We start from the raw sequence: 13,829 nt of genomic DNA on the forward strand, positions 1-13,829 counted from the left end.
CTCCAAAAATACAGGAACACGTGAGCAGACAATCTTCTTAATCGCGATAATGACTTGCTGCGTTGCGGTGATGAATGCTGCTCTGCGATAGCGCGATTTGGCACGTAAATTGCTGTCTTGGTTTCGTTCATCCAGGGAGGAAGCCAATGAACAAGCCGGAATTTCTGTCGCTGTCGAAGGCGCCGTATAAGGACCGCTACGGCAATTATATCGGTGGCCAATGGGTCGAGCCGGTTTCAGGGAAATATTTCGAAAACACTTCGCCTATCACTGGCAAGGTGATCTGTGAGATCGCCCGATCCGACAAGGACGATATCGAACGGGCGCTCGATGCCGCTCATGCGGCCAAGGATGCGTGGGGCAAGACTGCGCCGGCCGAGCGAGCCCAGATCCTGAACGCAATCGCCGACCGGATGGAAGCGAACCTCGATACGCTCGCTCTCGCCGAAACGTGGGACAACGGCAAGCCGATACGCGAGACGACGGCTGCCGATATTCCGCTTGCCATCGATCACTTCCGCTATTTCGCAAGCTGCATCCGCGCGCAGGAAGGTTCGGCTGCCGAGATTGATCACGACACGGTTGCCTATCATTTCCATGAGCCGCTGGGTGTCGTCGGTCAGATCATTCCCTGGAATTTCCCCATTCTGATGGCGACGTGGAAACTGGCCCCCGCACTCGCAGCGGGCAACTGCGTGGTGCTGAAGCCGGCGGAGCAGACGCCCGCATCCATTCTGGTCTGGGCCGAGATGGTCGGAGATTTGCTGCCGCCCGGCGTGCTGAACATCGTCAACGGCTTCGGTCTTGAGGCCGGCAAGCCTCTGGCATCGAGCTCGCGCATTGCGAAGATTGCCTTTACCGGCGAGACGACGACAGGCCGGCTGATCATGCAATATGCCAGCCAGAATCTCATTCCTGTGACTCTCGAACTGGGTGGAAAATCGCCGAACATCTTCTTCTCGGATGTGGTGGCCGAGGATGACGATTTCTTCGACAAGGCTATCGAAGGTTTCGTCATGTTCGCGCTCAACCAGGGCGAGGTCTGCACCTGTCCGAGCCGTGCGCTGATCCAGGAATCGATTTATGATCGCTTCATGGAGAAGGCGCTCAAGCGCGTCGAGGCCATCAAGCAGGGAAGCCCGCTCGATCCCGCCACCATGATCGGCGCGCAGGCCTCCAGCGAGCAGCTGGAGAAGATCCTGAGTTATTTCGACATCGGTCGTCAGGAAGGCGCTGAAGTGTTGACGGGCGGTGAGCGCAACATGATGGATGGTGATCTTTCCGGCGGCTACTACGTGAAGCCGACCGTGTTCCGCGGCCACAACCGCATGCGCGTTTTCCAGGAGGAGATCTTCGGCCCCGTCGTGTCGGTTACGACCTTCAAGGATGAGGACGAAGCGCTCTCTATCGCCAACGACACGCTCTACGGTCTGGGCGCAGGCGTGTGGACCCGCAACGGCAACCGGGCCTACAGGTTCGGTCGTGCCATCCATGCGGGCCGCGTCTGGACGAACTGCTACCATGCCTATCCTGCTCACGCCGCGTTCGGTGGCTACAAGCAATCCGGCATTGGGCGTGAGAACCACAAGATGATGCTGGACCATTATCAGCAGACCAAGAACCTGCTGGTGAGCTACAGCAATAAGGCCCTTGGTTTCTTCTAAGGCTTCGACACTTGGTCTGGGCGCGAATTTGCGCCCAGACCGATCATGAATCTTGGAGGAATGCCATGGATGACGCGCCGGTCCTGCGCGTGACGGCGACGCCCGCCGCGCTCGATCTGATCAAGACCTTGGAACAGGAACACGGGCCCCTGCTGTTCCACCAATCGGGCGGCTGCTGCGATGGGTCATCGCCCATGTGCTATCCGCAGGATGACTATATTATCGGCGATGCCGATGTGATGCTCGGCCATATCGGCGGCGCGCCGTTCTACATGAGCCCATCGCAATACGAGTATTGGAAGCATACCCAGCTTATCATCGATGTCGTTCCCGGACGGGGAGGGATGTTCTCGCTCGAGAACGGACGCGACATCCGTTTCCTCACCCGTTCCCGCCTCTTCTCGGACGAGGAAGCTGCCGTTCTGGGGCTGACGGCATAGGGAACCTTTCTCTCAGGAATATTGTCGTGTGGAAACCTGAGCCGGCAGGGAAACTCTGAAGCTTTGCGGGGTTATCGATCTTGAGATCGTAGAATGACGGCCTCAAGAGCGCCCACACGAGGATGAAAGGGAAAGAGGCGAGGTGCCCCGGATATTGACCTACAATGTGCGCCGTTGTCTGGGCACGGATAAACGGCTGTCACCAGGGCGGATCGCGGATGTCATCGCGGCTTATGAGCCCGATGTGGTGGCACTCCAGGAGCTCGATGTGGGGCGTGCGCGCACCGGCGGCGTCGATCAGGCCCACCTGATCGCTCAGGCTCTCGGCATGCAGATGCATTTCCACGCCAGCCTGCGAGTCTTGGAAGAGGAGTACGGCAATGCCATCCTCACACACCGCCCTTCCCAGCTCATCAAGTCGGGGCCGTTGCCGGGACCGACCGGACGTTTCGCGCCGGAACCGCGGGGAGCGCTTTGGGCCTCGATCAATTTCGGCGGTACGAATGTGCAGGTCATCACCACCCATCTTGGCCTTCGTCAGGGGGAAAGGCTCACTCAGGCCGATTGCCTCCTTGGCCCGCAATGGCTGGGACACCAAGCCTGTCGAGATCCGGTGATCCTGCTTGGAGATTTCAATGCTTCGCCGCGCTCGCGCGCCTATCAGCGCCTGACGGCGCTCCTGCGGGATGCGCAAAAATCGGCGCCCCATCAAAAGGCCAAGCCGACTTTCCCTTCTCGGCTCCCGGTTCTGCGTATCGACCATGTCTTCGTCAGCAGCTCGGTCCATGTGACGCGGGTGGAATCCGTGCGCACGCCAATGGCACGCGTCGCATCGGATCATCTACCGCTCATGGTCGAGTTCCAGGTCCAGCCGGTGCGGGTCCAAAAGCTCGGGGTGGAGCAGGCGAGCGAATAGGACGAATGTCAGAAGTATCGTTACGGATCACTTGCCCGTCTTCCGCGTTGACCACCCCGAAGAGCCAAGCCTGGCTTTAAGCGGACAGGCCGTGCGGGAGAGTCTATGCGTAAGATCTGGAAACCTCTGATTGCCGTTGCCGCGATCGGCCTTGCCGCCTTCCTGCTGTACCGGACGCTCAGCCGCTACAGCATGGATGAGTTGCTTGCAGCCGTTGCCGCCATTCCCGTGGCGCGGCTTGCGGCGGCAGGCGCCTTTGCGGCAGCCAGCTATCTTTGCCTGAGCGGCTTCGATTATCTGGCGCTGCGTTATGTCGGCAAGCCTCTGCCTTACTACAAGGCCGCATGGGCTTCCTTCACGAGCCTGTCTCTCGGGCACAATATCGGCTTGGCCTTTCTCAGCAGCGGCGCGGTTCGGTACCGTTTCTACACGCGCTGGGGGCTGAACGCGGCTGATGTGGCGAAGGTCATCCTTTTCTGCGGAATAACGGTCGGCTTGGGTCTCATGGTCCTGGGCGGCGCGGCGCTTATATTGCGCTCGGATCTAGCGATTGAAATTACAGGATTATCGAAGGGGCTGGTCATCGGATTGGGCGCGGTCATCCTCCTTCTGCCGGCGGCCTATCTGGCCCTGGCGGCGTTTGTGAAGAAGCCTTTGAAGATACGAAATTGGAGCCTGGAAATGCCGCCGCTTCGGCTTGCCGTCGGGCAGGTCGTTGTCGGATCGGTCAATTTCGCCTTCGTGGCGGCATGTCTCCATCAGGCGCTCGCCGCCGTGACGGATGTCGCCTATATCGGCGTGGCGTCCGTCTATGTGATTGCGAACACGACCGCACTCATCAGCCACGTTCCGGGCGGCCTCGGGGTAATAGAGAGCGTCGTGATGTATCTTCTGCCGGGCAAGGATCTGATCGGCCCGCTCCTGGTTTTCCGCTTCGTCTATTTCCTCATTCCGCTCTGCATCGGCTTGGTGGTCTTCCTCGTGACAGAGCTGTTCTACAAGCGAAAAGGGGATGTCTCCACCGGCATCTCCCAAGCTCAGGCGAGAGCATAAAAGCCGAAAGCGGACTTGCGCTCACCAGATCGGGCAATGCGGATTTATGAAGAATGAAGCGCTCGTACGATGGGCCGGAGCGAGATTGTCACTCGCTCATCCGCTTGAGAAACCACAGCGGCTCGAAAGGCTCCAGCGGGTCTAAGAGGCCGGTTCCGAGAGCAGGCTCCATGGGGCCCTCATCGAACATGGCGTCGAAGGTACGCAAGCGGCGGTCGCAGGTGTTGAGCCGCTCGATGGCGGCGATCAGCGAACCGCCTCCCTCCGACACGGCAGAATTGAAAGAATCCACGCTCGTAGCGAGGTGTTCGGCCAGCAGATCGTTACGCAAGTGCGCGATCGTTTTCCGGATCTCGTCATTGCATGCTTCAATCGCGAGATCGCATTCTGTATCGAGGCCGATAGACCTGTTGTTCATGTTCGAGGAACCGACACGTAGGAAGTCATCGTCCACAATAATGAGCTTGGAATGGATCAGCACCTGGCACTCGCCGTCTTTAGTCGGAACGACCGGGTAATAGGCCCGCAGGCGATCATAACGGTCGGCCTTGCGGAGGCGTCTGATCAGGCGGTCGCGGTTGGTGCCCATGACACGCTGCTCCGCCCATCCGTGCGATTCATGCGTCTGGATGATGATGATCTCGGGACCATCCGGATTGGCGAGGTGCTGCTCTAAAACGTCCCCGATGCAGGGCGCGGTCATGTACTGCGCTTCGATATATATGCTCTTCTTGGCCGCCGCCAAAGCATCGATGTTCAGAGCCATCGCTTCCTGAGCGGCCTTGTGCTCTCCCCAGGCCGGATAAGTGCGCGCGATTGCGACAGGAGCATTCGTGAATTGAGGAGTGAGTTCCGACGGCCATAGATCGGATTTTGCAGGCTGGCTGAGGCTCAGTTCCTCTCCGGTCGCAATCTTCCAGCGCTCGTAAGCCAGCTCGGAGACGGACCGGGCGGCTGGCCCTGAAACGGCCATCTGCACATCATGCACCGGATCGTAGGCCGTGCCGTCCTGCCTTACGCGGTGAGGGTCGTCGCAGGCATGGTCTCTGGTGTCCCAGCGCTCGACAGTCAGATCCATGCCGCCCACGAAGGCCAGATTGTCGTCGATCGTGACGATCTTCTGATGATGAGCGGCATAGAGCGGATGATGCTTGTCGAGACGCAAATGGAGGCGCGGGTGTTCCTGCCATTCCGCTCCGAAGATCAATGGACCCGGGGCGCCGGGTGCATGCACCACTGCGATGCTCCAGACCAGAATGCGGACTTCCAGTTCCGGCCGCTCTTCCACGAGGGAACACAACAGAGGGCCGAGCGGCGGTGAATCTTCCGGGTCGGCATCAGGGCGGAGGCGGATGCTCCCGTCGAAGTCCCAACCGATGATCAGAATCGACCGTTCCGCCCTGCGCAAGGCAGCCTCGAGATGGGTGAAGTAGGAAGCGCCATCGACAAGCACCGATGCCTTGTCGGCAGGGATGACGCGCCAGCAATTCCGGTCGGGCTGCAGAATTGGGCCAGCCTGCGCGCGCGCAGGCTGGGAAACTGCGCCGTTTCCGGTCTGTCCGATTGTGTTCTCGAAAAAATGCACGTTCATCATCGTCATGAGGGCCCTCACAAGAACTCGGAAGTGAAGCCAAGGTTCCCATTGTGGGACATTATATCGAAGTCTTTTGGACTGGCTTGGGAAACAGCTCAAAAAATAATCCGAAAATGCGCTCCAAAACCTCAGCATCGCGGAGAGGGGACGTTGCCAATCGAAAACCGCGCCTAATAATTTAAACTGTTCGAATTCGTTGAGCACACAGCCACGCGGCTGGCGAACGCCAGTCTGCTCCTCATCTTATTGAGTAAGACCATTCGTGACGGCAAAAGGGTGATTATGGACAAGCAGATTGAACAGAGAATCCGAGAGCGGGCATACGAAATCTGGATGCAGCACGGGAGTCTTCCCGGCCGCGCCGAGGAATATTGGTGTCAGGCCGAGCAGGAAATCTTGAAAGAGGAGCCTCCATCGATCGGCCCGCTCTCCATGGTGGGAAGCGAAGAGGAGGCTTCTGTCGAGGTGAGCGCCGCTCCTCTCGGGATGACGAGCGAGACGACCGATGAAGTGCTGACGAATCCCGCACCGAAGACGCGCAAGCGCCGCAGCTCCGTGCCGGTCATTGCCGCCGAGCCGGGCGAAGTTGTGGCCACGGAGCCTAAGCGCAAGCGCACCCCTCGGTCGACCTGACGAAGAACTGCGTTACCCTTCGGCCCAAGACCGGAGGATCACGGGGCAGGAATTCCGCCGCAGCCCGGCGCAGGCACAAAAAATGCCTGCCGGGCTCGGCCCTCAAAAGAAGGGCGGAGATCGCCCGTCTGTCAGGAGTAGAACTTGCCCAAACCGACCGCCTATGCACCTCTTGCCCGTCATGCCATGGCTTACATTCTTGCGGGAGGCCGTGGCAGCCGGCTCATGGAATTGACTGATGTGCGCGCCAAGCCTGCGGTCTATTTCGGCGGCAATACCCGGATCATCGACTTCGCGCTCTCGAATGCCTTGAACTCGGGAATTCGCCGCATCGGTGTGGCGACCCAGTACAAGGCGCACAGCCTCATCCGGCATCTGCAACGGAGTTGGAATTTCTTTCGTTCGGAGCGCAACGAGAGCTTCGACATTCTTCCGGCAAGCCAGCGCGTCTCCGAAACCATGTGGTATGAGGGCACGGCGGATGCCGTATATCAGAATCTCGACATCATCGCGAGCATCGATCCCGAATACATCATCATCCTGGCCGGCGACCACATCTACAAGATGGACTACGAGATCATGTTGCGCGAGCACGTGGCCTCGGGAGCTGACGTGACCGTCGGATGCCTTGAAGTGCCTCGGATGGAAGCCACGGGCTTCGGTGTCATGGGCGTCGATGAAACCGACCGGATCATCTCCTTCCTCGAAAAGCCGAAAGATCCGCCGGGAATTCCAGGGAACCCTTCGAAGGCCCTGGCCAGCATGGGCATCTACGTCTTCAATACCAAGTTCCTCTTCGATCAGTTGCATCGCGATGCGGCGACACCCGCATCGAGCCGCGACTTCGGCAAGGATATTATCCCCTATCTCGTGCAGCACGGGAAAGCGGTCGCGCACCGCTTCACCAATTCCTGTGTTCGCTCCGGCTCCGAAGCAGGGGGGATCAACGCGGAGGCCTATTGGCGGGACGTTGGAACTGTCGATGCTTATTGGGAAGCCAATATCGACCTGACCGCTATCGTGCCATCGCTCGACTTGTATGATCGCGACTGGCCGATTTCGTCCTATTCCGAAATCCTGCCGCCGGCGAAGTTCGTTCATGACGAGGACCGCCGCCGCGGCAGCGCCATCAATTCTCTTGTCTCCAACGGCTGCATCGTATCCGGCGCATCCCTGCGCCAGTCCCTGGTCTTCACGGGCGTGCATCTTCATTCCCACGCCCAGGTCGAGGGCGCCGTCATTCTTCCCAATGTCGACATCGGGCGTGGCGCGCGTTTGAAGAATGTCGTCATCGACCGTGGCGTGAAAATTCCGAATGGGATGGTGGTCGGCGAAGATCCTGAAGATGACGACAGGCGTTTCCGCCGGACTGAGCGCGGCATCTGTCTCATCAACCAGCCGATGATCAACAGGTTGGCTGGATGACGCCTCTGTCCGTTCTGTCGGTCACATCCGAACTCTTTCCCGTCATCAAAACCGGCGGCCTTGCCGATGTTGCGGGCGCCTTGCCGGCGGCGCTGGAGAGGGAAGGGGTCCATGTGGTCTCGCTCCTTCCCGGATATCCGGCAGTCATGAAGTCTCTGGAGTGTTTGGAGGTCGTACGCGACTATCCAAGCCTCTTCGGCGGGCCTGCGCGATTGCTGTCCGGGCGTGCGGCGAACATGGACCTGCTCGTGATCGCCGCGCCGCACCTCTACGAGCGCCCTGGCTCACCTTACCTCACGCCGGAAGGGCGGGACTGGCCCGACAACGCCCGCCGCTTTGCGGCGCTTGGCCGGGTCGCCGCCGATATCGGCCATGGCTTCGTGCCCGGCTTCGTGCCCGATATCGTTCACGCCCATGACTGGCAGGCAGGCCTTGCTCCGGCCTATCTGCATTTCGACGATGCCCCGCGCCCGTGCACGGTCATGACGATCCACAACATCGCGTTTCAAGGCATCTTTCCTGCGGACCTGCTCTATGAGCTCGGTCTTCCGCCGAGCGCCTTTACCGTGGACGGAGTGGAATATTACGGCCAGATCGGCTTTCTGAAGTCCGGCTTGCGCTTGGCGGATCGCATCACAACCGTTTCTCCGAGCTATGCCAAGGAAATCCAGACTCCTGAAGGCGGCATGGGCCTCGATGGTCTGCTGCGCACTCGGTCGAAGGATGTACACGGTATCCTCAACGGCATCGACGAGCGGGTATGGAATCCGGCGGAAGATCGAAGTCTGCTAAGGCAATATGACAGGCAGTCTCTGGAAGCCCGCATTGAAAACAAGCGGGCACTTCAGGATAGGCTGGACCTCGATGTCGATTCCGATGTCATGCTCTTCGGTGTAGTCAGCCGCCTTTCGGAGCAGAAGGGCCTCGACCTGGTTCTCGCGGCGCTGCCCGTGCTGCTCGCCGATGGCGCGCAGCTCGCATTGCTCGGCTCCGGCGACAGAGGCATCGAGGACAGCTTTCGAGCAGCGTCCATCGTCTATCCGGGACAGGTCGGCTGCTTCTTCGGCTACGATGAAATGCTCGCGCATCAGATCCAGGGCGGAAGCGACGCATTGCTGGTGCCGTCTCGTTTCGAGCCCTGCGGCCTGACGCAATTATGCGCTATGCGATACGGGAATGTCCCCATCGTTTCCAGGGTCGGTGGATTGGCCGACACTGTTATCGATGCCAATGAAATAGCAATCGCATCGAGCGTCGCGACAGGCTTCCAGTTCTCGCCCGTCAATCTGACCGGCGCTATTGACGCTTTCGCGCGGGCGAAAGATCTCTGGAGGGATAAAGAGGCTTGGCGGCTCCTGCAGGCGAATGGCATGGAGGCGCAAGTCGGTTGGAGCAGACCCGCGCGGCAATACGCGCAGCTCTATCGAGAGTGTCTGCTGGAAACTGCATAGGAGCGCATACAGTATCAATCCAAAAAGCGGATCTGCACTTTTTGGATTGATCCGATGCTCTAGTCAGGCGCTCCTCTTCTTTGCGAATTTCGGCTGATCTTCCGGCTGAACCTGGAACAGCAGCAGCGAGCGCCCGGTCACCGTATAATCCTTACCGAAGCTAAACGGCGTCGGAAAGGCAAGCTCAGGCTTGTTGGTATCTACCAGGCACATCCAGGCCTTGCCGCCTGTGACCTCAGGAAGCTTGCACTTCACCACGTCATGATGGGCGTTGAGGATCAGCAGGAGCGTGACGTCCGTACCTCGCCTGCGAATGCCGGTCGGCTGCGCGCGGCCGTCGAGCAGGATGCTGATGCAACGGGCATGCGCATCCTCCCAGTGTTCAGGCATCATCTCATCGCCGGCGGGAGTAAGCCAAGTGACATCCTTGACGTCGAGTTCCTCGTTGTAGACGCCGCTCAGAAAACGTCCACGACGCAGGAGCGGCAAGCTTTGACGCAGCTGGATCAGCCTGCGCGTGAATTCGAAGAGTTCGGCTCCGTCCTCGTCCACACCTTCCCAGTCGATCCAGGAAATCTCGTTGTCCTGGGCATAGGCATTGTTGTTGCCATGCTGCGTGCGGCCGAACTCGTCGCCTGCCAGCAGCATGGGCGTGCCTTGCGAGAAGAGCAGGGTGGCAAGGATGTTGCGCATCTGCCTGAAACGCAGGGTGCGAATCTCCGGATCGTTGGTCGGGCCCTCGACGCCGTGGTTCCAGGACAGGTTGTGATCGTGCCCATCCTTGTTGTCCTCGCCGTTCGCCTCGTTATGCTTGTCGTTGTAGGACACCAGGTCATTGAGCGTAAAGCCATCGTGAGCCGTCACGAAATTCACGGATGCCCAGGGTTTGCGCCCGCGCTTGTTGAAGAGATCGGCGGATGCGGTGAGGCGGGAGGCGAGTTCCGGCAGCTTGCCGTCCTCGCCCTTCCAGAAGGCGCGCACCGTGTCGCGATAGCGGTCGTTCCACTCCGCCCAGCCGGGGGAGAAGCGTCCCACCTGATACCCGCCGGGACCGCAATCCCAGGGCTCGGCGATCAGCTTGACCTTGCTGAGAATGGGATCCTGCCTGACGGCATCGAGAAAACGTCCATCTTCTTCGAAGCCATGCGGCTCGCGGCCGAGGATCGTCGCGAGATCGAAGCGGAAGCCGTCCACGTGCAGTTCCTGCGCCCAGTAGCGCAGGCTGTCATTGACCATCTGCAGGACGCGGGAATGGCTGAGGTTCACCGTATTTCCGGTTCCTGTGTCGTTGATGTAATAGCGCTTGTCCGGCGCGAGCCTGTAATAGGACTCGTTGTCGATGCCCTTGAACGAGAGGGTCGGACCCAGTTCGTTGCCCTCTGCCGTATGGTTGTAAACCACATCGAGCATGACCTCGATTCCGGCGTCGTGGAAATGGCTCACCATTTCCTTGACCTCGTTTACGAAGGGCGTGGCGAGGTAGCGAGGCTGGGGGGCGAAGAAGCTGATTGTGTTGTAGCCCCAGTAGTTCCGTAAGTCCTTCTCCATGAGATAGCTGTCATCCACAAAGGCGTGGATCGGTAGAAGCTCTACGGCTGTGACGCCGAGGCTTTTGATGTAGTTGATCGACTCGTGATGCATGAGCCCGGAGAACGTGCCACGAATATCCTTCGGAATCGCAGGGTGCTGCATCGTGAAGCCGCGCAGATGGGCTTCATAGATGATGGTGCGTTCCCAGGGCGTCTGGGGACGGCGTTCATGCCCCCAGGTGAAAGCCTGCTCGATCACGCGGCATTTGGGCATGAAGGCCGCACTGTCGCGCTTGTCGAATGACAAGTCGGCATCGGGCGATCCGATCTCGTAACCGAAGAGAGCGGGATTCCAGGTCAGGTTGCCGATGATCTGCTTGGCATAAGGATCGAGCAGCAGCTTGTTGGGATTGAAACGATGACCGGCATCGGGCTCGTAGGGCCCATGGACGCGAAAGCCATAGATCGTGCCGGGGCGTGCGTCGGGCAGATAGCCGTGCCAGACTTCGTCCGTATATTCGGGCAGTTCGATCCGCTCCAGCTCGCGCTTTCCTCCCGCATCGAACAGGCAAAGCTCGACCTTGGTGGCGTTGGCGGAGAAGAGGGCGAAATTGACGCCGAGGCCGTCCCATGTCGCTCCTAATGGGTAGGGCAACCCCTCGCGGATCCTCGATGTCCGCCTGACGGAAGGCGTCACGATCTCGGCTGGTGCAGGTTCGCGGGTCTCGACTTTATCGTTCATAAACAGGTCTCGGGAAGCGGAGCAGATTTATCTGCTCGATCAACGCGCAACTCGGTCGGAAGTCCCTTGCAAGCTGAACTATATCTTCGCCTCAGGACCCCTGCGCTCGAGCACGAGAATGATGGTGCCCAGAGGCGGCAGTGTAAGGGTCAGAGAACAGGGGCGGCCATGGCTCTGCGTGTCCTCGGCCATGACACCACCGAGGTTGCCCACATTGCCCCCGCCATATTCAGCCGCATCGGTGTTCACGACCTCGCGGTAGAAACCGGGAAGCGGCACGCCGATGCGATATCCCTCGCGCACTACTGGCGTGAAGTTCGACACCACGATGGCGATGGAATCCTCGGCATCGCCCCGACGCGCCCATGCGATCACGCTGTTGTCACGGTCATCGGACACGACCCATTCGAATCCCTTCGACTCGCAATCCCGCTCATGAAGAGCCGGGATCGAGCGATAGGCCTCGTTGAGATCGCGGATGAGTGATTGCACTCCCCGATGGAAAGGGTCTTCCAGTAGGTGCCAGTCGAGGCTGTAATCATGATTCCATTCCTGCTCCTGCGCGAACTCGCCGCCCATGAACAGAAGCTTCTTGCCGGGATGCCCCCACATGAAACCGTAATAGGCGCGCAGGTTCGCGAAACGCTGCCATTGATCGCCCGGCATCTTGCGGATGAGCGAGCCCTTGCCGTGGACGACCTCGTCATGGCTGAGCGGCAGGATGAAGTTTTCGGAGAAAGCGTAGAGCAGGCCGAACGTCAGGTCGTGGTGGTGGTGGCGGCGGAAAACCGGGTCCCTGCTGATGTAGCGAAGGGTGTCGTGCATCCACCCCATGTTCCACTTGAAGCCGAAGCCAAGGCCGCCGGTATAGGTCGGGTGCGACACGCCGGGCCATGCGGTGGATTCCTCCGCAATGGTCACCGCGCCAGGCGCTGTGGCATAGGCCACTTCGTTCATGTGGCGCAGGAAGTCGATGGCGCCCAGGTTCTCGTTGCCGCCGTAGCGGTTGGGAATCCACTCGTCCGGTTTTCGCGAATAATCGAGATAGAGCATCGAGGCCACTGCATCGACGCGCAGGCCGTCGAGATGGTAGCGCTCCAGCCAGAACCGCGCATTGGCGACCAGGAAGGTGGCGACCTCCTGCCTCTCGTAATTGTAGATATATGTGCCCCAATCCTGGTGAAAGCCGAGGCGCGGATCGGCATGCTCATAGAGATGCGTGCCATCGAGATAGCTCAGGCCGTGAGGATCATTGGGGAAATGCGCTGGCACCCAATCGAGAATGATGCCGATGCCGGCCGCATGGGCCGCCTCGACGAAGGCCGCGAAATCTTCCGGCCCGCCGAAGCGGCTCGTCGGTGCATAGAGCGAGATCGGCTGATAACCCCATGACCCGTCGAACGGATATTCCGTGATCGGCAACAGCTCGATATGGGTGAAACCTAAATTCTTCACATAGGGAATGAGCCTGACAGCCAGCTCGCGATAGGAGAGATAGCGGTTGCCGTCCTCCGGCACGCGCGCCCAGGAGGCGAGGTGGCACTCGTAGATCGACATCGGGGCCTTGCGATGGTTTTGCGCGGCCCGCGCCTTCATCCATTCTTCGTCGCGCCACTCGAAATCGGGCGCGCCCTTGACGATCGAGGCCGTTGCGGGCGGATGCTCAGCCGTGAAGGCGATTGGATCGGCCTTGAGGGCGAGGAGATTGCCGTTAAGTCCGACGATCTCGAATTTGTAGCGCTGCCCGGCTGTCACATCGGGAATGAAGAGCTCCCAAACGCCCGCATCGTGCCGCCGCCGCATGGGGTGGTACCGCCCGTCCCATCCGTTGAAGTCGCCGACGATGCTGATGCGTCGGGCATTGGGCGCCCAGATGGCGAACAGGTATCCCTGGATGCCGCCAAGATCGAGATGATGAGCGCCGAGCTTCGTGTAAACCGCATCGGAAGCGGGGTCCTGCAGGCGCATGAGATCGTCATGGGAGAGAAAGGTCCCGAAGCTGTAAGGGTCGTGGCGGATTTCAACGCCGCTCGGCAACTCGACCCGCAATCTGTAATCGGGCCGCTCCGCACCATGGAATGTGCCGACGAAATACCCTTCGGGATGCCGTTTCCCCATGGCAGTGAGAACTGTCTCGCCATCGCGGCCGACGACGGCCGCACTCTCCGCCCCTGGAAGGATGGCGCGAATTTCCCAGTGTCCGGGCGACACTTCATGAGGACCGAGGACCGAGAAGGGGTCGCCGGAGGCGATTATGTCCGAAACTGAATGCGGCTCCGCTGAGCGCGCCTTTGCGCTCTGCGATGCACCCCTGCGCTGAGCCATTCAGGCATCCCCTTGCGATCTGTTTGCAGTCATGGGCCGCAGGCCCGGCTACGTTCT

Annotated in this window: 10 protein-coding genes; 7 read left to right on the forward strand and 3 right to left on the reverse strand. The window is 59.8% G+C overall.

The genetic code is table 11. The features are described from left to right. Positions 1-146 precede the first annotated feature (146 nt). From adh to AB4Y85_RS05515, 4 genes are all read left to right on the forward strand, one after another. On the forward strand, positions 147-1,664 hold the full coding sequence (gene adh / locus AB4Y85_RS05500) for an aldehyde dehydrogenase (protein ID WP_441983859.1): 1,518 nt from the start codon (positions 147-149) through the stop codon (positions 1,662-1,664). A gap of 65 nt (positions 1,665-1,729) precedes the next feature. After that, positions 1,730-2,104: a DUF779 domain-containing protein gene (locus AB4Y85_RS05505; RefSeq protein ID WP_441983860.1), complete on the forward strand. Its 375-nt coding sequence runs from the start codon at positions 1,730-1,732 to the stop codon at positions 2,102-2,104. Between the two features lie 142 nt (positions 2,105-2,246). Further along, positions 2,247-3,020, forward strand: coding sequence for an endonuclease/exonuclease/phosphatase family protein (locus AB4Y85_RS05510; protein WP_441983861.1), 774 nt, complete (start codon positions 2,247-2,249; stop codon positions 3,018-3,020). A gap of 105 nt (positions 3,021-3,125) precedes the next feature. Continuing rightward, positions 3,126-4,073, forward strand: coding sequence for a lysylphosphatidylglycerol synthase domain-containing protein (locus tag AB4Y85_RS05515; protein ID WP_441983862.1), 948 nt, complete (start codon positions 3,126-3,128; stop codon positions 4,071-4,073). An 88-nt stretch (positions 4,074-4,161) separates the two neighbouring features. On the opposite strand, the gene AB4Y85_RS05520 is transcribed toward AB4Y85_RS05515, so the two are convergent. Further along, positions 4,162-5,673, reverse strand: a complete 1,512-nt coding sequence (locus AB4Y85_RS05520) for a phospholipase D-like domain-containing protein (protein WP_441983863.1) — start codon at positions 5,671-5,673, stop codon at positions 4,162-4,164. A 276-nt stretch (positions 5,674-5,949) separates the two neighbouring features. On the opposite strand from AB4Y85_RS05520, the gene AB4Y85_RS05525 reads away from it, so the two are divergent. The 3 genes from AB4Y85_RS05525 to glgA all read left to right on the forward strand — a co-directional run bounded on the left by AB4Y85_RS05525 (position 5,950) and on the right by glgA (position 9,176). Beyond that, positions 5,950-6,300: a DUF2934 domain-containing protein gene (locus AB4Y85_RS05525; protein WP_441983864.1), complete on the forward strand. Its 351-nt coding sequence runs from the start codon at positions 5,950-5,952 to the stop codon at positions 6,298-6,300. Positions 6,301-6,444: 144 nt separating this feature from the next. Next, positions 6,445-7,725 carry a glucose-1-phosphate adenylyltransferase gene (gene glgC / locus AB4Y85_RS05530; RefSeq protein ID WP_441983865.1) on the forward strand — a complete coding sequence of 427 codons (1,281 nt, stop codon included), beginning with the start codon at positions 6,445-6,447 and terminating at the stop codon, positions 7,723-7,725. Beyond that, the gene (glgA, locus tag AB4Y85_RS05535) at positions 7,722-9,176 is read left to right on the forward strand and encodes a glycogen synthase GlgA (RefSeq protein ID WP_441983866.1); all 1,455 of its coding nucleotides are present in this window, start codon (positions 7,722-7,724) and stop codon (positions 9,174-9,176) included. The genes glgC and glgA overlap by 4 nt, the downstream gene beginning before the upstream one ends. 63 nt (positions 9,177-9,239) lie before the next feature. On the opposite strand, the gene glgX is transcribed toward glgA, so the two are convergent. Further along, on the reverse strand, positions 9,240-11,447 hold the full coding sequence (gene glgX / locus AB4Y85_RS05540) for a glycogen debranching protein GlgX (RefSeq protein WP_441983867.1): 2,208 nt from the start codon (positions 11,445-11,447) through the stop codon (positions 9,240-9,242). 78 nt (positions 11,448-11,525) lie between these two features. Further along, a complete protein-coding gene (gene glgB, locus AB4Y85_RS05545; RefSeq protein ID WP_441983868.1) occupies positions 11,526-13,772 on the reverse strand; it encodes a 1,4-alpha-glucan branching protein GlgB in 2,247 nt (748 codons plus the stop codon). Between the last annotated feature and the right edge of the window lie 57 nt (positions 13,773-13,829).

Source organism: Microvirga sp. 2YAF29, assembly GCF_052114605.1.
Classification (GTDB): Bacteria; Pseudomonadota; Alphaproteobacteria; order Rhizobiales; family Beijerinckiaceae; genus Microvirga.

Excerpts from the sequence above, each read along its gene's own strand:
- adh (WP_441983859.1), top strand. The coding sequence starts at position 147 with ATGAACAAGCCGGAATTTCTGTCGCTGTCGAAGGCGCCGTATAAGGAC.
- AB4Y85_RS05505 (WP_441983860.1), top strand. The coding sequence starts at position 1,730 with ATGGATGACGCGCCGGTCCTGCGCGTGACGGCGACGCCCGCCGCGCTC.
- AB4Y85_RS05515 (WP_441983862.1), top strand. The coding sequence starts at position 3,126 with ATGCGTAAGATCTGGAAACCTCTGATTGCCGTTGCCGCGATCGGCCTT.
- AB4Y85_RS05520 (WP_441983863.1), bottom strand. The coding sequence starts at position 5,673 with ATGACGATGATGAACGTGCATTTTTTCGAGAACACAATCGGACAGACC.
- AB4Y85_RS05525 (WP_441983864.1), top strand. The coding sequence starts at position 5,950 with ATGGACAAGCAGATTGAACAGAGAATCCGAGAGCGGGCATACGAAATC.
- glgA (WP_441983866.1), top strand. The coding sequence starts at position 7,722 with ATGACGCCTCTGTCCGTTCTGTCGGTCACATCCGAACTCTTTCCCGTC.
- glgX (WP_441983867.1), bottom strand. The coding sequence starts at position 11,447 with ATGAACGATAAAGTCGAGACCCGCGAACCTGCACCAGCCGAGATCGTG.
- glgB (WP_441983868.1), bottom strand. The coding sequence starts at position 13,772 with ATGGCTCAGCGCAGGGGTGCATCGCAGAGCGCAAAGGCGCGCTCAGCG.